The 19,841-nt window shown below is 57.6% G+C and carries 21 protein-coding genes; 17 read left to right on the top strand and 4 right to left on the bottom strand.

Going from position 1 to position 19,841, the window contains the following annotated elements:
- The first annotated feature begins 37 nt into the window (after positions 1-37).
- From J1W56_RS15800 to J1W56_RS15790, 3 genes are all read left to right on the top strand, one after another.
- On the top strand, positions 38-712 hold the full coding sequence (locus J1W56_RS15800) for a response regulator transcription factor (RefSeq protein WP_223614224.1): 675 nt from the start codon (positions 38-40) through the stop codon (positions 710-712).
- Positions 709-2,076 carry a sensor histidine kinase gene (locus J1W56_RS15795; RefSeq protein WP_223614223.1) on the top strand — a complete coding sequence of 456 codons (1,368 nt, stop codon included), beginning with the start codon at positions 709-711 and terminating at the stop codon, positions 2,074-2,076. Before J1W56_RS15800 ends, J1W56_RS15795 begins: the two co-directional genes overlap by 4 nt.
- A gap of 147 nt (positions 2,077-2,223) precedes the next feature.
- Positions 2,224-2,523, top strand: coding sequence for a hypothetical protein (locus J1W56_RS15790; RefSeq protein ID WP_223614222.1), 300 nt, complete (start codon positions 2,224-2,226; stop codon positions 2,521-2,523).
- A 24-nt stretch (positions 2,524-2,547) separates the two neighbouring features.
- Here the strand turns inward: J1W56_RS15790 and J1W56_RS15785 are convergent, their stop codons facing one another.
- On the bottom strand, positions 2,548-3,261 hold the full coding sequence (locus tag J1W56_RS15785) for a GntR family transcriptional regulator (RefSeq protein ID WP_223614580.1): 714 nt from the start codon (positions 3,259-3,261) through the stop codon (positions 2,548-2,550).
- 263 nt (positions 3,262-3,524) lie between these two features.
- Here J1W56_RS15785 and J1W56_RS15780 point away from each other — a divergent pair, with 263 nt between their 5' ends.
- The 8 genes from J1W56_RS15780 (at position 3,525) to J1W56_RS15745 (ending at position 10,618) form a co-directional block, all read left to right on the top strand.
- On the top strand, positions 3,525-4,610 hold the full coding sequence (locus J1W56_RS15780; RefSeq protein WP_223614221.1) for an ABC transporter ATP-binding protein: 1,086 nt from the start codon (positions 3,525-3,527) through the stop codon (positions 4,608-4,610).
- Positions 4,611-4,639: 29 nt separating this feature from the next.
- On the top strand, positions 4,640-5,935 hold the full coding sequence (locus J1W56_RS15775) for an ABC transporter substrate-binding protein (protein ID WP_223614220.1): 1,296 nt from the start codon (positions 4,640-4,642) through the stop codon (positions 5,933-5,935).
- A gap of 132 nt (positions 5,936-6,067) precedes the next feature.
- A complete protein-coding gene (locus J1W56_RS15770) occupies positions 6,068-6,928 on the top strand; it encodes an ABC transporter permease (RefSeq protein WP_223614579.1) in 861 nt (286 codons plus the stop codon).
- Between the two features lies 1 nt (position 6,929).
- Positions 6,930-7,751 (top strand): ABC transporter permease, encoded by an 822-nt coding sequence (locus J1W56_RS15765; protein WP_223614219.1) that lies wholly within the window; start codon positions 6,930-6,932, stop codon positions 7,749-7,751.
- A gap of 7 nt (positions 7,752-7,758) precedes the next feature.
- A complete protein-coding gene (locus J1W56_RS15760; protein ID WP_223614218.1) occupies positions 7,759-8,499 on the top strand; it encodes an aspartate/glutamate racemase family protein in 741 nt (246 codons plus the stop codon).
- Between the two features lie 69 nt (positions 8,500-8,568).
- Positions 8,569-9,105 (top strand): sigma-70 family RNA polymerase sigma factor, encoded by a 537-nt coding sequence (locus tag J1W56_RS15755; RefSeq protein ID WP_223614217.1) that lies wholly within the window; start codon positions 8,569-8,571, stop codon positions 9,103-9,105.
- Entirely contained in the window at positions 9,098-9,871 is a 774-nt protein-coding gene (locus J1W56_RS15750; protein WP_223614216.1) for an anti-sigma factor family protein, read from the top strand. Before J1W56_RS15755 ends, J1W56_RS15750 begins: the two co-directional genes overlap by 8 nt.
- A 27-nt stretch (positions 9,872-9,898) precedes the next feature.
- Positions 9,899-10,618: a Bax inhibitor-1/YccA family protein gene (locus tag J1W56_RS15745; protein ID WP_223614215.1), complete on the top strand. Its 720-nt coding sequence runs from the start codon at positions 9,899-9,901 to the stop codon at positions 10,616-10,618.
- 69 nt (positions 10,619-10,687) lie between these two features.
- Here the strand turns inward: J1W56_RS15745 and J1W56_RS15740 are convergent, their stop codons facing one another.
- A complete protein-coding gene (locus J1W56_RS15740) occupies positions 10,688-11,335 on the bottom strand; it encodes a dihydrofolate reductase family protein (protein WP_223614214.1) in 648 nt (215 codons plus the stop codon).
- An 83-nt stretch (positions 11,336-11,418) separates the two neighbouring features.
- Entirely contained in the window at positions 11,419-12,168 is a 750-nt protein-coding gene (locus J1W56_RS15735; protein WP_223614213.1) for a sulfite exporter TauE/SafE family protein, read from the bottom strand.
- Positions 12,169-12,245: 77 nt separating this feature from the next.
- On the opposite strand from J1W56_RS15735, the gene J1W56_RS15730 reads away from it, so the two are divergent.
- Positions 12,246-13,178 carry a LysR family transcriptional regulator gene (locus J1W56_RS15730; RefSeq protein ID WP_223614212.1) on the top strand — a complete coding sequence of 311 codons (933 nt, stop codon included), beginning with the start codon at positions 12,246-12,248 and terminating at the stop codon, positions 13,176-13,178.
- 50 nt (positions 13,179-13,228) lie between these two features.
- The gene (locus J1W56_RS15725; RefSeq protein WP_223614211.1) at positions 13,229-14,380 is read left to right on the top strand and encodes an NAD(P)-binding domain-containing protein; all 1,152 of its coding nucleotides are present in this window, start codon (positions 13,229-13,231) and stop codon (positions 14,378-14,380) included.
- A gap of 1 nt (position 14,381) precedes the next feature.
- Here J1W56_RS15725 and J1W56_RS15720 read toward each other — a convergent pair whose 3' ends face one another.
- Positions 14,382-15,110 (bottom strand): TetR/AcrR family transcriptional regulator, encoded by a 729-nt coding sequence (locus J1W56_RS15720; RefSeq protein ID WP_223614210.1) that lies wholly within the window; start codon positions 15,108-15,110, stop codon positions 14,382-14,384.
- Positions 15,111-15,276: 166 nt separating this feature from the next.
- Between J1W56_RS15720 and J1W56_RS15715 the strand changes: the two genes are divergently transcribed.
- The 4 genes from J1W56_RS15715 (at position 15,277) to J1W56_RS15700 (ending at position 19,823) form a co-directional block, all read left to right on the top strand.
- The gene (locus J1W56_RS15715) at positions 15,277-16,470 is read left to right on the top strand and encodes an HlyD family secretion protein (RefSeq protein ID WP_223614209.1); all 1,194 of its coding nucleotides are present in this window, start codon (positions 15,277-15,279) and stop codon (positions 16,468-16,470) included.
- A gap of 23 nt (positions 16,471-16,493) precedes the next feature.
- Positions 16,494-18,071, top strand: coding sequence for a DHA2 family efflux MFS transporter permease subunit (locus tag J1W56_RS15710; protein WP_223614208.1), 1,578 nt, complete (start codon positions 16,494-16,496; stop codon positions 18,069-18,071).
- Positions 18,072-18,175: 104 nt separating this feature from the next.
- Entirely contained in the window at positions 18,176-18,739 is a 564-nt protein-coding gene (locus J1W56_RS15705) for a methylated-DNA--[protein]-cysteine S-methyltransferase (RefSeq protein ID WP_223614207.1), read from the top strand.
- Between the two features lie 232 nt (positions 18,740-18,971).
- Positions 18,972-19,823: an aspartyl/asparaginyl beta-hydroxylase domain-containing protein gene (locus tag J1W56_RS15700; RefSeq protein ID WP_223614578.1), complete on the top strand. Its 852-nt coding sequence runs from the start codon at positions 18,972-18,974 to the stop codon at positions 19,821-19,823.
- Positions 19,824-19,841: the final 18 nt, after the last annotated feature.

Genomic DNA, 19,841 nt, shown 5'->3' with positions numbered 1-19,841 from the left:
GGCGATAAAGTCGGGTGAATCGGGGGCGGAGTGGCAGATGCGCATATTGCTGGTCGAGGACGAACCGCAACTGGTCGCGGCGCTGAGAGCGGCGTTTGCGCGCCACAATCTGGTGATGGACCATGTCGGCAGTCTCTTTGATGCCGAGCTCATTCTCAATGACGGAGTCTACGACGCGCTGCTGCTCGATCGCCAACTTCCGGATGGTGACGGGTTGAGCCTCATTCCAAAATTGCGCAGCAATGGCCTTACCCTGCCGATTATTGTGTTGACGGCCAAGGGGCGGGTACCAGAGCGTATCAGTGGCCTCGAGACCGGTGCCGATGATTACATGGCCAAACCATTCGACTTCGACGAGCTTCTGGCCCGGTTGCGGGCGGTTCTGCGCCGTCCGGGGCTGGCGCACTCGCAAATCATCACCGTCGGGCGATTGAGCTTCGACATGGCCTATCGCGATGTTCTCGTCGGCAATTGCCGGCTCGAGATGCCGCGGCGCGAAATGCTGGTACTTGAAAGCCTGGTGCGCCGCGTCGGCCGTATGGTCCCGCGGCCCGCGCTGATGGAAGCTGTCTTCGGCTTTGACGATGAGATTCAGTCGAACGCGCTCGATTCCCACGTCTCAAGACTTCGCCGCAAACTGGCCGATGCGAAGGCCGGGGTTGTGATCAATGTCATTCGCGGGGTGGGTTATCTCCTGCGGGAAGAGTCATGACGGAGCAGCCCCCGCAATCCCTCAGGCGGCGATTGTTCTGGCGGTTGCTGGCGGTTCAGTCCGTTGTGCTCATTCTTGTCATCGCAGTGCTTTTCGGTTCCGGGCAGTTGTTCGACTTCCGTTCGACGGAAAATACCGTTGAAATTCTCGAAGCGGGCATTGGAAGAGACCCGCACGGTGGTCTGACACTGAAGGATACGGATGCAATAAGGGCGTTGCGAAAAGATGTGCCGGACCTTTGGTACATCATTCGGGATGCGCAGGGGCATCAACTGACGGAAGGCGATATCCCGGAGGAATATGCCGGCATAGGAAATGCTCTGGACCGGATTGGCCAGGCCCGCTTCGGTTGGAATATCGGTGACCGGGAGAGGCCGACGGCCCGAATGCGCTGGGTCGAGACCGACGCTGGCCGTGTACAGATACTGACAGGGTCATCCGCGTTTGCGCCGTTCTTCATGGTGTTCCTGGGAATTTCACTGATCCTGCTGAAACTTGTCGTTCCGATACTCGGGATCATTGCGCTCGGTGCGTTCGTGGCAACGCCAATCGTCGTGCGGCGATCACTGCGGGGATTGGAACAGGCTGCCGCGCAAGCGGATTCAATCGATATCGAAAAACGCGGGGTTCGATTGACGTCGACTGGCATGCCCTCGGAAGTCACGCCTTTTGTGCGCGCGGTCAATGGAGCGCTGGGTCGTCTGGACGAAGGCTATGACCGCCAGGAGCGTTTTCTCGCCGATGCCGCCCACGAACTGCGCACGCCCATAGCGATCCTCAAGACGAGGGTCGCATCGTTGCCGCAAGGCATGACAAAATCTCTTCTGACAGAGGATACCGCAAGACTGGCGGTTCTGGCGGAACAAATGCTTGACCTGCAGCGGCTGAAGCAGGACGTGCGCCATTTCACCGATGTTGATCTCACCCAGCTCGCGCAGCGCGTCGTTCTCGATATGGGGCCTTTGGCGTTCACCGCGGGGTATGAGGTCGGTTTTGAAGCCGCCGCCGTCCATGCGGTCGTGCAGGGCGATCCCGTTGCCTTGGAAAGAGTGATGACCAATCTCGTTCAGAACGCCATCGATCACGGCGGCCGAACAGGCACCATCGCGGTGATTGTCGGGCAAAACTGGATCGAGGTTGCGGATGAAGGGCAGGGCGTTCCCGCTGAACTTCGCGAGCGCGTGTTCGAGCCGTTTTTCAAACGGCATCAGGGCACCAAAGGCTCCGGCCTCGGTCTCAAGCTGGTCCAGGAAATCATGGAACTGCATGGCGGGAATATTACCATTGTGCAGAGACCGCTTGGCGCCTGCTTCCGTGTCGAATTTGCGCCTTCCTCTACCGATTCCGGCCAGCCAGCAGAATGACTGGCAGGAGATTGCGCTGAATTGTGCCCTTTTCCGGCGCTCTTCAACGATAGATTGCGTGCCGGGACGCAACCGTAATTTCGTTGCAATGAAAGGTGATTATGACTGTGGTGTCAGTAAGCAGAAATTCAAGAAACGGGAATACGCATGGACGGAACAACCCAGCCAGTGTTCATGGCTGCACTGCCACTCATCGTGGGGATGGGAGCGGTCCTGATTGGCATTGTGGCCATGATAGGCAGTTGCCGATTTAAGGTGAGTACGGAGCGTTCAGCGCTCGTCGCGCTTCTGGCGTTGTTAGGTCTGTTCGCCGTTTTCTATTGGTTTGTCGGCGCGCAGATGCCTGTCATACTCGTGCTTGGCGTGGTGGGGTTGGGTTTTGCGGCTGCGCTCGTCATCAAACGCGTCTGTACCGAAACCAAAAGGCATAGGACTGAAGGAATATGAAATCCTTCCCTTTTGGGATGAAACCTACAACCGCAACGCTTGACGCAGCGGCGCATTGCCAGCAGCCCTGTAGTCAAGATCTTCTTCGATATGATCGATATGGTGGAGGATCGTGCTGGCGGCTTTTTTTCCGTCCCGTGCGATAAGTGCGCCGAGAATATCCGCATGTTCCGATCTGGCGCAGCTTGAAGCTCCGGATTGTCCGTATAATGCGATGACGAGGGATGATCGGGCGATCAGTTCCCGCATGAAACGCTCAAGAATCTGATTTCCGGCAACCGCAGCGAGCATCAGGTGAAAATCGCCCGAAGCCTTGATCGCCGCGCGCCGCGCATTTGGTCCTCGCTCTGCAAGCAACCGTTCTTCTTCTCTCAGATGGCTGCGAAACATGTCGATGTCAGCCATTGCCATGCGCTCAGTCGCACGCATGGCAATCTCCGGCTCGATGACCCGGCGGGATTCAAAGATTTGCCGGGCTTCGTCTGGTGAGGGATAGGCGATGAACGCGCCCCGATTGCGCTCGATCTTGACCAGTCCCTCAAATGCCAGCATCTGCAATGCGGCACGCACGACCGTGCGGCTGACGTCGAACAGCTCGCCCACCTCGGTCTCGATCAGCTTTGTCCCCGGGGCCAGCCTTCGCTCGACGATAGCATTGTAGAGCGCCTCACGAATGAGTTGCGAACGGTCATCTTGCGCATCATCGCGTAACGGGACTGTCTCAGTTGCTGGCTTCATCGGTTCCTGCCTTCCAAGTCTCTTTTTAGCGCGATTTCCAGCTAAGACCAGCACCCAAGATTGCACGCTGTGGAAATATAAATTGCATACAATTTCACCGAGGATTGAAAACATTGAATATAAATTGTGCATTGCAGCATTGCGGCATGCGCTGGGAAACTGATCCTGCGAAAATTGGCGCAAGGATTCCAGAGGCTTAGGAGAAAGTCTCGGAATTGGCACGGTATATGCAGAGCTCCAGTGGGCAGAAAAGGGAACGCTGCATGAGCAAAGCCGCTGAAATTGACATCGTCTCGGTTTCGAAAGTCTACGGTACCGCAACGGCCGTGGACACGATCAGCCTGAAGATTCCTGCCGGGACCTATTGCTGTCTTCTGGGTCCATCCGGCTGCGGCAAGACGTCGACATTGCGGATGATTGCGGGCCACGAAGTGATTTCAAGCGGTGATATCCGACTGGGCAACACTGTGGTGACGGACTTTCCTCCGGCCAAGCGCGGCACGGCGATGATGTTTCAGTCCTATGCCCTGTTTCCGCATCTCGATCTCATCGACAACGTCGCCTTCAGCCTGAAGATGAAGGGCGTCGGCAAGGAAGAGCGGCGCGCCAAGGCAATGGCCATGCTCAAACTGATGCAGATGGACGCCTATGCGACCCGCCGGCCGGCACAACTCTCCGGCGGGCAGCAGCAGCGGGTCGCACTTGCACGCGCCCTGATCACTGACCCGGAAGCGCTCCTGCTTGACGAACCGCTTTCCGCTCTCGATCCGTTTCTCAAGATACGCATGCGCGCTGAGCTCAAAAAACTGCAGACCAGCCTGGGCATAACCTTCGTCCATGTCACGCACAGCCAAGAGGAAGCGATGGCGCTGGCGGATCTCATCGTTGTGATGAACGATGGCAGGATCGAGCAGGCGGCGCATCCGCGAACCGTGTTCGAGCGGCCCGCGACAGCTTTTGTGGCGCGCTTCATGGGCGATCACAATGTGGTTTCCGGACGGGTTGCGAACAGTTCGAAGGGCTTTGTCCATTTTGATATTCCGGGCGGTATTTCGCTCGCTGCCGCAGGTCATGCCGAGGCCGGAGCGGCCATCGATATCGCCATCCGCACCGATCGCGTCCGTATCAGCGGCGCGTCGGCGGCGGGTTTCGGGTTTACCGGCGTGGTTTCCAACATCGAATACCGCGGCGCGTCGATAAAGCTCTCGGTAGCCGGTGCCGGCATCGATGATTTCACGGTCATCGTCAGCGACCAGGCCTTCGATGAAAAGCCTGTTTTCGTGGGTGAAGCCATCCCGCTCGCCTGGGACAGCAATGACGCCATCATTCTCGGGCGTCTGAACTCCTGAATGAAACAACCAAAAAAGGGGAACTGAACATGACAGATACAATCAAACACAAGGCAGGATTGAACAGACGCGCGTTTCTGAAGACGGGCGCCGCCGCTGCAGGTCTGGTCGCCGGGTCCGGCGCCATTACCGGCTTTCCGACCATCTGGGCGCAAAACATCAAGAATGTAACCCTGCGCCAGTTCGGAACAGGCGTTTCCAATCTCAATGACGTTGCCAACAAGGTGAAGGAGGATCTCGGCTTTACGCTGCAGATGACGGCGCTCGATTCCGACGCGGTGACCCAGCGCGCGGTCACGCAGCCGGACAGCTATGACATCGCCGATATCGAATATTGGATCGCCAAGAAGGTCTTTCCGGCGGGTGTCATGCAGCCGATGGATGTGTCGAAGATGAAATATTTCGACAAGATCGCCCCGCTTTTCGTAACCGGCAAACTGACACCGGAAAGCAAAATCGCGCAGGGAACAGCGCCCCATACCGTGGGCTTTGTCGAAAGCGCGGACTCAACGAAATTTGCCTCCGAACCGACCAAATGGATGACTCTGATCCCGACGATCTACAATGCCGATACCCTTGGTATCCGGCCGGATCTGGTCGGCCGCGACATCACCAGCTGGGCGGATATCATGGACCCTGCCTTCAAGGGCAAGGCGTCGATCATCAATATTCCGTCCATCGGCATCATGGACGCTGCCATGATCTGCGAATCCATGGGTACCATCAAGTATGGCGACAAGGGCAATATGACGAAAGCGGAAATCGACCAGACGGTTGCCTTCCTCATCAAGGCAAAGACCGACGGCCAGTTCCGCTCCTTCTGGAAGACATTCGACGAGAGCGTGAATCTCATGGCTTCCGGTGAGGTGGTCATCCAGTCCATGTGGTCGCCGGCCGTCGCTGCCGTCCGCTCCAAGGGTATTGCCTGCAAGTATCAGCCGCTGAAAGAGGGCTATCGCGCCTGGGGCGGTGGGCTCGGTCTCGCCAAGCACCTGAGCGGCATCGAGCTTGATGTCGCCTATGAATATATCAACTGGTATCTCTCCGGCTGGGTGGGCGCCTATCTCAATCGGCAGGGCTATTATTCCGCAGCGCCTGAAACCGCGAAGAACTTCATGACAGCGGATGAATGGGGGTATTGGATGGAAGGCAAGCCGGCTGCGGGCGACATCGTTGCTCCCGATGGCAAGGTCATGGAGAAGGCGGGGGCAGTTCGCGATGGCGGGGCATTCGAAGCCCGCATGGGTGCTGTTGCATGCTGGAATTCCGTCATGGACGAGGATCGTTACATGGTCCGCAAATGGAACGAGTTCATCGCCGCCTGATGTGCAGCTTGGCCGCCTTTTCCCCCGGGGGAAGGGCGGCCTGTCCTTCCAGAGGAACGTTCCATGACAACAACAGATCTTTCCGCTGATACAACCAACGAGCCGGACAAGTTCGCCAGGCCATTTCGCAGGATGTGGCCCAAGTCGATCCTCCCGATGCTCTCCTATCTCCAGGCGATGCCGCTGGCGCTTATCCTCGGTCTGTTTCTGCTGTTGCCGATCCTCACAATCGCCATGGTCAGCTTCTGGGACTATGATTCCGTGCGGATCTATCCGGATTTCGTCACCTTCAATTATACCGAAACACTGGGCTCATGGGTCACATGGAAGATTTATCTGAACACCTTCAAGTTCACGCTGATCGTCTGGGGCCTCACCTTGCTTATCGGTTTCTGGGTGGCCTATTTCCTTGCCTTCCATATCCGCTCAACCACCATGCAGATGGTGCTGTTTCTTGTCTGTACCGTGCCGTTCCTTACCTCGAACATCATCCGGATGATTTCATGGGTGCCGTTCCTGGGGCGCAATGGCCTGATCAATTCATCGCTGATCCAGCTTGGCATTGTTCCCAAGCCACTTGAGTTTCTGCTGTTTTCAGAGTTTGCGGTCGTTCTGGCGATGGTGCATCTTTACACGCTCTTCATGGTTACGCCCATCTTCAACACGTTGATGCGTATCGATCGCTCGCTCATCGAGGCCGCACGCGATGCCGGCGCCTCCGGATTTCAGATATTGACGAATGTGATCATACCGCTGGCCAAGCCCGGCATTGCCATTGGCTCGATTTTCGTCGTCACGCTGGTGATGGGTGATTTCATTACCGTGCGCTTTATGTCGGGCGGACAAAGCGCCTCGGTCGGCCTGATGATGGCAAACCAGATTTCGCTCCTGCAATATCCTGCTGCTGCCGCCAATGCGGTCATTCTCCTGATTGTCGTGCTGTTGATCGTTGCCGCGATCCTGCGTGTCGTCGATATTCGCAAGGAACTCTGACATGCATTCGGAGACCAGATCCCGCGAATTCTACATTCTCGCCTTCTTCTTCACACTGTTCGTGCTTTTCCTCTACGGGCCGCTCACGACAATCTTTATTCTGTCATTTCAGGGGCCGTCCGGAGGTTTGACCTTTCCGATGAATGGAATGTCGCTGCATTGGTTCAGCAATCTCTTCGAGCAGCAGGCCGTCGGTGATTTTGGCGGGTCATTCCGCCGATCCATGATCCTCGGGCTCATGACCACGGTCATCACGGTCGTGGTTTCGCTGTTGGCCGGCCTGGCATTCCGGCGCAAGTTCAGGGGATCGATGCTGCTCTTCTATCTCGCGATTTCCAGTCTTGTCGTGCCTTCCATTCTGATCAGCCTCGGCATTGGCCTGTTCTTTCAGGTGCTCGGCATAAGGCCCGCATGGTGGTCATCCGGGCTCGGTGCGCATCTGACCTGGACGCTGCCCTTCGGTGTGCTCATCATGTTCGCCGTATTCAATCGCTTTTCACCGGTCTATGAAGAGGCGGCGCGTGATCTTGGCGCCAATGCCTGGCAGACCTTTCGCCACGTGCTTCTGCCAATGATTGCCCCGAGCCTGATTGGTGTCGGGCTCTTTGGCTTTACGCTTTCCTATGACGAATTTGCCCGTACGTTGATGGCCGCCGGCACATTCAATACTTTGCCGCTCGAGATCTACGGAATGACGACGAATGTGACGACGCCTGTGCTTTATGCGCTGGGTACCGTTACGTCGGTCTTCTCATTTCTGGTTATCATTGCTGCCCTGACGGCGATTATCGTTCTAGGCCGCCGGCGTGCACATGTCGGATAAACAGCGAATGCGCGTTCTGCTCGTCAATCCCAATACCACCGTCAGCATGACCAACTCGATCGAGAGTGCGGCCCGTTCTGTGGCTGGTCCCGCAACCGAGATCAGCGCTCGGACCTCGCGCATGGGACCAGTGTCGATCGAGGGCTACTATGACGAGGCATTTGCGGTGCCCGGCTTGCTCACGGAGATCGCCGAGGGCGAAAGAAGCGGAGCCGATGCGGCGATCATCGCCTGTTTCGATGATACGGGCCTTGATGCTGCAAGGGCCATGGCATCCATTCCCGTGCTCGGCATTTGCGAGGCGGCCGTCGCAACCGCAGCGCTCATTGCGCAGCGTTTTTCTATCGTGACGACCCTCGAGCGTTCGATCATGCCGGTGAAGGGTCTGGTGCATCGCTATGGAATGTCGGACCGCGCCACCGTAAGAGCTGCGGCCATTCCCGTATTGTCCCTCGACGATCCATCATCCGGTGCCGCGACAAAGCTCCGCGCTGAAATCGAAAAAGCGCTGCGGGACGATCAGGCTGAAGCCATTGTCCTGGGTTGTGCAGGGATGGCTGACCTTGCCCGCCGGTTGCAACAGGAATATGGCGTCCCGGTTGTCGACGGTGTGGGCGCTGCGGTCAAGCTCGCAGAAGGTCTGGTGACGCTGGGCCTGACGACAAGCAAGCGCGGCGGCTACGCTTCGCCGCTGGTAAAGCCGTATCTCGGCATGATGGCTCCGTTCGCACCGGCCCAAACCAGATAATCCATTTGTGCTACAATAAAATAATTTCGTGTAACGGGAATAAAACCGCATGGGCTCCGTATACACTATATGAAAACGCCGAAACCACGTTTTGATGTTGTTGGACAGCTTGGTTCTCTTCGCCGTTATGCCCGTTCCCTGACCCGGAACGACGCGGATGCAGAGGACCTCGTCCAGGATACGCTTTTGCGCGCCTATGAGCGGCGAAGCGGGTTTCGTCACGGCAATACGCTTCGGGGGTGGTTGCTTTCGATCCTTCACAACCGGTTCATCGACGTCAAGCGTTCAAACGCGGCAGAGGCCCGAACGTTGGAAGCTGCCTATTCCCTTGCCGATGTGGCCATCGATGCGCCACAGAAACATTCCGTTCGGCTTGGCCAGGTGAGGGAAGCATTTTTTGCTCTTCCCGAAGAGCAGAGGTCCGCACTTCATCTCGTTGCGCTGGAAGGTCTTTCCTATGAAGAGGCGGCGAACACATTGAACATCCCGGTCGGTACCTTGATGTCGCGGATCAGCCGGGCCCGCGCAACCCTTCGTTCCCACGAAAACGACCGGCAATTGGGAAAGGCCGGTCATTTGAAAATTGTAGGAGGCCGAGATGACTGAAACGATCGATCCCGTCGTCGAAGCGGATCTGGACGCCTATATAGACGACCAGCTCGATACCCTTCGCCGGATTGAGATTGCACGTTACCTGTCGCAGCATCCGGAACAGGCCGCTCGTGTCATGTCCGACCTGCAGTCGCGCGACGAACTTCGGCTTGCGCTGGCGCAGGGGCATACGGCCGGGTCTCCGGAAACGTCAGAACTCGCGCACCGGCTTGAACGGGGTCTCGGACGGGACCGGCTGTTTGGCGGTTTGCAACGCATTGCGGCGGTTGGGGTGCTGCTGGCCCTGGGCTGGATGGCCCATGCGGGGTTCGGTCCTTTGACCGTCTCCAAAGTTGTCGCCGCAACGCCGCCACCAGCCTACGTCTCAGACGCCATCATGGCGCACAAGACATCATCGCTCCGTGCCGAAATGGTATCGCAGCCGGAAACCCGCAGCTACGACCCTGCGGAGATACGCGCGTCGACCGGAATCGTCATACCCGCAATGCCTGAGAAGTGGACGGTGCATGACGTTCAACTGTTTCCGTCCAATTTTGGACCGAGTGTCGAAATGGAAGTCCGGTCCGAAAGCCTTGGTCCGGTTTCGCTCTATGCCGTGCGTCCCGGCACGTTTGATGTCGTCAAACCGCGCGCTCTGCGCGTGAACGGCACGTCTGCAGCTTATTTTCAAATTGGCGATGTCGCCTATGCGCTCGTTTCGGATGCTGCAACGGCAGATCTGGAAAAGGCTGCGCTGGGCCTTGCCAAAACCCTTTACTGATCCAACGAACCGAAAGGAACCGAGTTTATGAATACACCTCTGCGTTATGGGATGGATACGGCACGCGGCCAGTCATCCGCGGTCTTTGATGAAGGCCTGCGCCAGCACATGCTGCGCATCTACAACTACATGGGCCTTGGTCTGGTTGTTACCGGTCTTGTTGCCTTTGTCGTTGCCTCAACACCGGCTCTCTATGTGCCGATCTTTTCGACGCCGTTGAAGTGGGTCGTGATGCTGGCCCCGCTGGCCTTTGTCATGTTTTTCTCGTTCAAGATGCAGTCCATGTCGGCATCGTCGGCACAGGCCATGTTCTGGGCCTTCTGCGCTGTCATGGGCCTGTCCCTGGCATCCGTATTCCTTGTTTTCACCGGAACCAGCATTGCCCGTACCTTCTTCATCGCGGCAACGATGTTTGGCGCAACCAGCCTCTACGGTTACACGACCAAGCGTGACCTGTCGCAGTTCAGCTCCTTCCTGATGATGGGTCTGATCGGCGTGGTCATCGCGAGCCTCGTCAATCTTTTCCTCGGCTCATCGATGCTGCAGTTCGTCGTATCCGTAGCCGGTGTGCTTGTGTTCATCGGGTTGACCGCCTGGGACACACAGTCGATCAAGGAGCAGTATGCCGAGAGCCATGATTCCGAATCGCAACAGAAGCTCGCTGTCTTCGGCGCTTTCTCGCTCTATCTGAACTTCGTCAACATCTTCCAGTTGTTGCTCAGCCTGACTGGTCAGCGCCAGGAGTAGGCTGGTCGAGACGAACCGCAGGCAATGTATTCAAACCCGTGCTGAGTTCTTCAGCACGGGTTTTTGCTTTCAGCCGTCCCTGGCTATGATCAGATGAGTTGCATTCGGGGTGGACATGTGTTCACGGCATTTATATCCGAGGCTCAGAAGATCGATATCGGCGAACAGGTTTTCGCCCTGTCCCAGAAAAACCGGCGAAATGGCGAGATGTAATTCGTCGATGAGACGGGCATGCATATATTGTTTGATCGTGCTGACACCACCACCGACCCGCACGTCTTTTCCGTCTGCTGCATCTCTGGCGCGTTCCAGAGCGCTTTCAATCCCATCCGTCACGAAATGAAACGTTGTTCCGCCCTCCATCACGATGGATGGACGCGCGTAGTGGGTGAGAACAAAAACCGGACAGTGATAGGGAGGCGTGTCACCCCACCATCCTTTCCAGCTATCGTCCGGCCAAGGGCCTCTGAGCGGTCCGAACATGTTGCGGCCGAGAATCCACGCGCCGATATTGTTGAATCCAAGTATCGCATAATCATCATCAATGCCGGTGGAGCCGCCGTTCTGACCGAACATCTTTTGAAACGTGCGTGTGGTGAAGGCCCATTGGTGCAGGGACATTCCGTTCACGCCAAGCGGGTTATCGATGCTTTGGTCAGGACCCGCACCGTAACCATCCAAGGACAAAGAGAAGCTGCGAACGTAGAGTTTCGACATTGACCGTTCCTCTCATTTCGACTGGCGGAGGAAACTAAGCGGTTCCCGGAAGCGAGCGCAACAAAAAAGAATGGCGCGGGATGTCAGAACAACGGCTTCACAACCAGCTCCAGTCCAAGCAGCAGGAGACAGACCAGGAACCAGCGGCGGAAAGTTGCAGGGCTGATGGCATCGCGCACCTTCTGACCACACCACATGCCGAACAGCGCAGGTGCCAATGCGAGAGCTGACGTGCTCATGTTATCGAACTGCAACGCTCCGCCCGATGTCAGCCCGATTGCGAGCGCCACGGTGGACACGGTAAAGGACAGACCAAGCGCCTGGATCAAATCGTCCTTGGTCAAGCCCAGCGCCTGCAGGTAGGGAACGGCCGGTATGACGAAAACGCCCGTTGCGCCGGTTATGACGCCCGTGACGATGCCAACGAGCGGCGACAGAAAGGGTTCCAGGCTGCGCGGAACCGACAACTGGCGGGCTGCAAGACCGAAACCCGCATAGAGCATCAAGGCAGCGCCGAGACCCGTCGTGGTCCATCTAGCCGTATCATTGGCCATAAGCCAGGCGCCTGCAATGGTTCCCAGCAGGATGGTGAGCAGCATGGCCCACAGCCGCAATGCGAGGGCCGCAAAGCTTGGCCCGGAAAGCAATTGCAGGACATTGGTGACGAAAGAGGGAACGAGCAGCAACGCCGCTGCGCCTGCCGGAGGCATGATGGTCCCGAGAATACCCATGGCGACGGTCGGCAGCCCCATTCCGGTCACACCCTTGACCATACCGGCAAGGAAGAACGTCAGGGCAATCATGAGAAGGGAAGCTGCGGACAGGTCAAACATGCCCCAGCATTGCGCGGGATGGTACTGTTCACAATGCGGAAGAACCGAACTCTGCCTAAGGCTATGCCGAAGGCAGATTGAGTGCTACACCCCTATGCATGCGTTTCGACCTGACTGATCTGCGTCTCTTTCTTCTGGTTGTGGAAGCCGGAAGCATCACCCATGGTGCCACGCAGGCCAACATGACTTTGCCATCGGCAAGTGCCCGCCTGCGCGGAATGGAAGACGTCATCGGTCTCCCGCTGCTCGAACGCGGCCGCCGCGGCGTCGCAACCACTCCGGCTGGCGATGCGGTTGCCCATCATGCCCGTATTGTCCTGCGGCAGATCGAGCAGATGCGCGGGGAGTTGGGGGAATTCTCGAAGGGCCTGAAAAGTCACATTCGCCTGATGGCGAATACCGCGGCCATGACGGAATTCCTGCCGGAAAGGCTTGCGGCCTTTCTCGCCGTCCGGCCCAATGTCGATATCGATTTGAAGGAGCGTCTTAGCACCGAGATCGTCAAAGCGGTGGCAGGCGGTTCCGCCGATATCGGCGTGATCACGGATGCCGTGGATCACGGCAATCTGGAATTGCGGCCCTTCGCCATTGACCGCCTGGTCCTTGTTGTTGCCCGCTCGAGCCAATGGGCGGGGCATAGCCGTATCGCATTCGCCGATGTCGCCAGGCAGGAATTTGTCGGATTGAGTGCCGGCAGTCCGCTGCAGGATTATCTCGGTGATCACGCTGCACGTGCCGGCCATGCTCTTGCCTTCCGTATTCGTCTGCGGACCTTTGAAGGCATTTGCCGTATGGTTGCTCGGGATGTCGGGTTGGGGATAGTCCCGGAGACTGCAGCGAAGAGATATCGCCGCTCGATGCCCATTCATTCGGTTCGTCTGACTGATAGCTGGGCCATGCGGCATCTGGCCATCTGCGCGCGCAGATTTGAGGATTTGCATCCCCATGGGCGCGAACTGGTCGAGCAACTGACGAAGCCTCAGCCGACGCGCCGTGCAGGTGGGGTGTAAAAGCCAATCGCCGGACCTTGAATTTGCGCGGATCGAATTTATGATCGGCTATGCCTTCAGATCAAGCGGCCCCTCCCATACCTGTACACGGCGCGGATGCTCCCTCGGGACAGCACGATGCGCGCGCGCTGTTGAAGGCGGATATTGTCGTGATCGGTGCCGGGCAGGCGGGTCTTTCCTCCGCCTATCACCTGCAACAGCTTGGCCTGAAATCCTGGAAGAATTACCTGGTTCTGGACAAGTCGCCCGGTGCCGGTGGCGCTTGGCAGTACCGTTGGCCATCCCTGACTTTGACGACGGTCAATCGCGTTCACGATCTGCCGGGGCTGCGGTTTGTCGAGGCGGTTGATACTGGTGACGAAGTCAGGGCATCGGTAGCGGTGCCGCAATACTACGCCGCCTATGAACGGAAGTTCGAATTGCCGGTCTACCGGCCGCAGACGGTCAAGGTTGTGTGCGAGCGCAACGGGCGCTTTCGTATCGAGACCGAAGAGGGTGGTTTTTCCGCGCGCGGCATCATCAATGCGACGGGAACGTGGGAGACGCCCTATATTCCAGCCTATCCGGGGGCGGAAAATTTTGAGGGCCGGCAGCTGCATACCCATGACTACAAGACAGCGGATGAGTTTGCCGGAAAGCATGTCGTTGTTGTCGGTGGTGGCATTTCCGCGCTGCAACTTTTGGACGAAATTTCCCGGGTCACGTCGACAACCTGGGTGACGCGCCAGGAACCGCAGTTTCGCGATACACCGTTTACGCCGGAAGATGGGCGGGCGGCGGTGGCGATTGTGGAAGACCGGGTGCGACGCGGGCTGGTGCCGGGGTCGGTGGTCTCAGTCACCGGAATTCCGTGGACGCGTGCACTGCGGGCAGCGCAGGCGCGCGGTGTGCTCAAACGGTTGCCCATGTTTGCCGGGATCACCCGGAATGGCATACGCTGGTCCGATGGCCGGGAACAGCGGGCCGACGTCATTTTGTGGTGCACGGGGTTCCGCAGTTCGCTCGATCATCTTGCCCCGCTCCAGATCCGTGAGGAGAATGGCGGCATCATCATGTCGGGCAGGCTGGCGACACAGGTTGCCAAGGACCCGCGCATTCATCTGGTCGGTTACGGTCCTTCGGCGTCCACCATAGGTGCAAATCGCGCCGGGAGCGCGGCCGCACGCGAACTCACGGATTATCTAGGGCTGCAGAAAGAGTAAACTATCCGGAATTGGCTGACCTGACGCTGCATCCCTCGAGGAACAATGCCGCTGCCATGGCCACGCGTTCTTCGATCTCGCGGTCTTCGGGAACGCTGGCCAGTCCCAGTGTCGCGATACGGAAGGGTTCTGCGGTCACCATGCCGAGCAGCATCGTTGCGGCAATCTTGGAATTATCGAGCTTGATCAGTCCGCGCTTTTCCTGCTGTTCCAAAAACCGGGCGACCATGGCCGAGCTTCGCGACGGACCTTCCCTGTAGAAGGCTCTGGCAACTTCAGGAAAGTTCAGGGCTTCGGCCGTCACCAGACGATAGAATGCGACGGTCTGGTCGGATAGGACGAGGTGCGCAAATTCGCTCAGGATATGTTCGAGCGCGTGTTTCAGTCCCAAATGGTCCAGTGATTCCGGATGAATCGTCTGCAGGAAGGCGTCGACCCTGCTGGCAATCTGCTCGCCGCGTTCTGCCACGATGGCCGCAAGCAGTTCGGATTTCGTTGTCCAGAAGCGGTAAATGGTCCGTTTCGCAACACCTGCCTCCCGGGCAACCGTCTCCATCCGGGTCGCGGTGTAGCCGTTTTCCAGCAGCACATGGGTGGCGGTCTGCAGGATCAGGTGTTTCGTCTCCGCGTCAGACCGGTTTTGCGGCCGTCCGCGCGGACGTTTGATCTCTGGTGTGTTTTCGTCCTGATTGTCCCGCTCGATCTCGATTGTATCCGTTGGTTTTGTCACCAGTCTTCTGCTTTCGGTCTTCAAAAATAGTTGCTCGCGCATTTTCTGTCTTGCAAACGGAATTGTCCAGACATAATTAGGGAACTGCTGGGTTCCTTATTTATCCCCGACCCGAGTTCTCCCAACGAACCGTGCCGATCTAGTTCCTCAACTAAGGGCATTCGCCATGACCAAAAACACGCAACCCCTCGATCTCAAGGTTGAAAAGACACTGAGTGCCGACGAAGCCATGTCGGCACCGCAGGAAGGCAAGATTGAGCCGCCGCGCAAGCAGCCGCCGCGCAATGTTCGAAAGTTGCTGCTGATTGGCGCGGCCGTGATCGTTGTGGGACTGGGAGCGAAGTTCGGCTGGCACTACTGGACCGTCGGACGGTTCCAGGAATCAACTGATGATGCCTATGTGAAGGCCGATTCCACCATCGTTGCCCCGAAGGTTTCCGGCTATGTGCGCGAAGTGCTTGTGACGGACAATCAACCCGTCCGTGCCAATCAGCCCCTCGCAAAAATAGATGACCGCGATTACGTGGTGGCGCTTGAGCAGGCGAAGGCTGATGTCGCCGCGGCACAGGCTGACATAGAGAACATCGTCGCGAGTCTCGACCAGCAGCAGGCCGCGATTGCCCAGGCGCAGTCGACCGTATCGGTCGATCAGGCCAGCTTGAAATTCGCCCAGCAGGACAATGACCGTTACGGTGCCCTTGCAACGCAAGGCGCGGGAAGCGTGCAGAACGCCCAGCAGGCTGTTTCCAAGCTGGATATTGCCAAGGCGACGCTTCAACGTGCCGAAGGTGCTGTTGTTTCGGCGCAGAAACAGGTTGGCGTGTTGCAAGCCCAACTGGCCAAGATGAACGCGGCCCTTGCACGCGACAAAGCCGTTCAGGATCAGGCCGAGCTCAATCTGGGTTACACGATGATCGTCTCGCCGGTGGATGGCGTGGTCGGCAACCGCACCCTGCGTGTTGGACAGTATGTCCAGTCCGGAACCCAGCTGATGGCGGTCGTTCCGGTTGACAATGTCTACGTCATCGCCAACTTCAAGGAGACCCAGCTCACGGATGTGAAAAAAGGCCAGCCTGTCGATATCGCCGTCGACACCTTCCCGGGTGTCGCCTTGAAGGGGCGTGTCGACAGCATTGCACCGGCCAGCGGCCAGGAATTTGCTTTGCTGCCGCCGGACAATGCAACCGGCAATTTCACCAAGATCGTGCAGCGCATTCCGGTCAAGGTTGTCCTGGACAATGACAGCAAGCTCACCGGCCTGTTGCGTCCCGGCATGTCGGTGACCCCGACCATCAATCTCAAGGATTCCGATGGCGCTGCCAAGTGCGGCGAGACTGCCTGCTTCAAGGCCGCCAACTAGCAAATCCGGATAGGACGAAGAAAATGTCCGTTGCCGCTACACCCGTTGCCGATCAGGAACGCCCCGCAAGCCTCAAGACGTGGATTACCGTCTTTGCCGGCCTGATCGGCGCCTTCATGGCTGTGCTGAATATCCAGATCACCAATGCCTCGCTCCTCAATATCGAGGGCGGTATCGGCACTGGTGTCGACAATGGCGCGTGGATTTCGACTGCCTATCTCATCGGCGAAATCATTGTCATCCCGTTGACCGACTATCTCAGCCGGGTGTTTTCCTTCCGGCGTTTCCTGCTGGTCAATGCCCTGCTTTTCCTGGCGTTCTCGGTGGCTTGTGCCTTTGCGCGCAATCTTGAAGAGATGATCATCCTGCGGGCCATTCAGGGTTTTACCGGCGGCGTGCTTATCCCGATGGCGTTCACATTGATCCTGACCAAGCTGCCGCGGTCACAGCATTCTGTTGGCATGGCTCTTTTTGCCATCACCGCAACCTTTGCGCCAGCGATCGGTCCGACCATCGGCGGTTACCTCACCGAGAATTACGGCTGGCAGTACATATTCTTTATCAATCTCGTGCCCGGCGCCTTCATGGTCACCGCGCTCTATCTCAATCTCGAGCGCCAACCGATGAATCTTGGCCTGCTGAAGGAAGGCGACTGGTTCGGCATTCTGGCGATGGCCATCGGTCTCGGTGCGCTTCAGACGGTGCTTGAAGAAGGCAATAAGAACGATTGGCTGGGTTCGCCCTTCATCGTTCGCCTGACGATTGTCGCTGTGGTGTTTCTCGCGCTGTTTGTCTGGATCGAACTGACCGTGAAAAACCCGGCCGTTAATCTGCGTCTGCTGAAGCGGCGCAATTTTGGCCTCGGCACCGTTGCCAACATGCTTGTCGGTTTCGGCCTCTACGGCTCGGTGTATCTGCTGCCGCAATATCTTGGTCAGGTGCAGGGCTACAATTCCGAACAGATCGGCTCGGTCATGGCCTGGACCGGCTTGCCGCAGCTTTTGATCATTCCGTTCGTTCCGATGCTGATGGGCCGGTTTGATACGCGCATCATCGTGTTTCTCGGCCTGTGCGTGTTCGGCGGCAGCTGTTTCATGAATATTCACATGTCGGCCAACTATTCCGGCGATCAGCTCTGGCTGCCCAATATCGTTCGCGCCGTCGGGCAGGCCGTGGTGATGGCACCGCTGACGGCTATCGCGATGGTTGGTGTTGCCCGCCATGAGTCCGCCGCAGCGTCCGGCGTCTTCAACATGCTGCGGAATCTCGGCGGTGCATTCGGCACCGCGATGCTGGCCACGATCGTCACCAAACGGGAACAGTTCCATTCCAACACCATTGGCAATTCGGTCAATCTGTTCAGTGAAACGGTTCGGGGCAGGCTTGATCAGACGACGGCCTATTTCATGGCGCATGGCGTGACAGACCCGGTTGCGGCGCGTGAACAGGCGATCATTGCGCTTGGCCAAACGGTCAAAAGGCAATCGCTGATCATGGGCTACAGCGACACGTTCGTTGTGCTGGGTGCAATGCTGATCATTGCCGCATTCTTCGTGCTTCTGACCAAGAAAGGCCAGGCAAGCGGCGCTCAAGCCCATTGAATGTGTCATGGGCTGGCAGCAGCATTCTCCCGGTGCAAGAAACGGGTTGAATTCCGGGACCGCCGGCATGATGCTCATGACATGTGAAAGACGGAGGCCATGTCATGGGTCAGACAGTGCACAGCTATCATATCTTTGAAACCGAAGGCGGGTTTTGCGGAATTGCCTGGAATATGCGAGGTGTTACGCGATTCCAGCTTCCGACAAGGAGTGCAGAGGGAACGGAGCGGCTCTTGCTCCGGCGCCTGCCAGTCGCCGAACCTGCAGCGCCCACGCCGGCAATTTCCGAAGCGGTTGCGGCGGTAAAGCGCTATTTCAAAGGTGAAGAAACGGACTTTTCCGATATCAAACTGGATCTTGATGGGCAGGACGAGTTCTTCAAACGCATATATGATGCTGTCCGGCGGGTTGGATGGGGCCATACGGTTACCTATGGCGGATTGGCCAAGGAGCTCGGTGCCGGTCCGGAAGCCGCACGGGACGTGGGGCAGGCGATGGCGAAGAATCCGGTCGCCCTGATCATCCCCTGCCACCGGGTGCTGGCGGCGGGCGGCAAGGTTGGCGGTTTCTCGGCGCCAGGCGGCTCAACCTCCAAAATCCGCATGCTGGAACTTGAAGGCGTGCATGTCGGCCCGCCTGAACCGGCCCAGCAAACCCTCGGCTTTTAGCCAAATGCTACCGGAGAGGGCCCCATTGCGCGGATTCACGATCGCGTGATCCGCGCCATTGTGCCTGTGGAATGGCCAAAAAAGCCTTTGAAAAAGGTGAGTTGGCTTCTCAATTATTGCTGCAGCACCTAGAAACTCCGACTGGATCGTATAATCTGGCCGGTGGGAATGTCTGGCCGCGCTCCGATGGCGATAGCGGGCGGACTTTCGGTAAGACCAATGAATGATTGGGATGATCGTGACTGACAGAACATTGAAAGAAACAGATTCAGGACAACTGCAAACTGGAAATGCGGATCAATCCTTCGCGACGGCCGGTATCGCACCGATGGATCGCCCTAGCCGGGTCACGCGTTTTTTCATGAGCATTGTCTCCTGGGCCGAAGGGCTCAATCTCAAATATGCCAAATTCGGCAATCCTCCCGTCTACGACAATGCAACCTTTCCCTGGTCAAGCGAGATCGAGAAGGCCTGGCCGGAAATCCGCACCGAACTTGATCGTGTCCTTCTCCGGCAGAGTGAATTGCCGGCGTTCCAGGAGATTTCCACGGACGTCAAAACCATCTCGACCGACAAGAACTGGAAGACTTTCTTCCTGATCGGCTTCGGGGTGAAATCGGAACAGAACATTCAGGCCTGTCCGAAGACATGGGCGGCCGTGCAGAAGATTCCCAATCTGAAGACGGCAATGTTCTCGATTTTCGAACCCGGCAAGCATTTGCCGCCGCATCGCGGCCCCTATAATGGCGTGCTGCGTCTCCATGTCGGTATGATCGTTCCCGAACAGTCAGACAGGCTGGCCATTCGCGTCAAAGACCAGATTTGCCATTGGCATGAAGGCAAGGCGCTGATTTTCGACGATGCCTACGAACATGAGGCATGGAATCACACGGACAAGACACGCGTCGTTCTCTTTGTCGATTTTGTCAAACCCACACGGTTTCCAGCCAATGTCGTCAACTGGATGTTGATGAACCTGGCTGTGTTCACCCCGTTCATCCGGGAAGGGCTCGACAATCACAAGGAATGGGAAAAGCGCTTTTATGCGGAAGCGGAAAAGCTGCGCAACCAGCCCGGCCGATAGGTGAAGAGCAGCGCCGGG

The organism is Phyllobacterium calauticae, from assembly GCF_019991125.1.
Taxonomy (GTDB): Bacteria; Pseudomonadota; Alphaproteobacteria; order Rhizobiales; family Rhizobiaceae; genus Phyllobacterium; species Phyllobacterium calauticae.
Note: the sequence above shows the minus strand (reverse complement) of the source record. Positions and strands in the feature narration are given on the sequence as shown.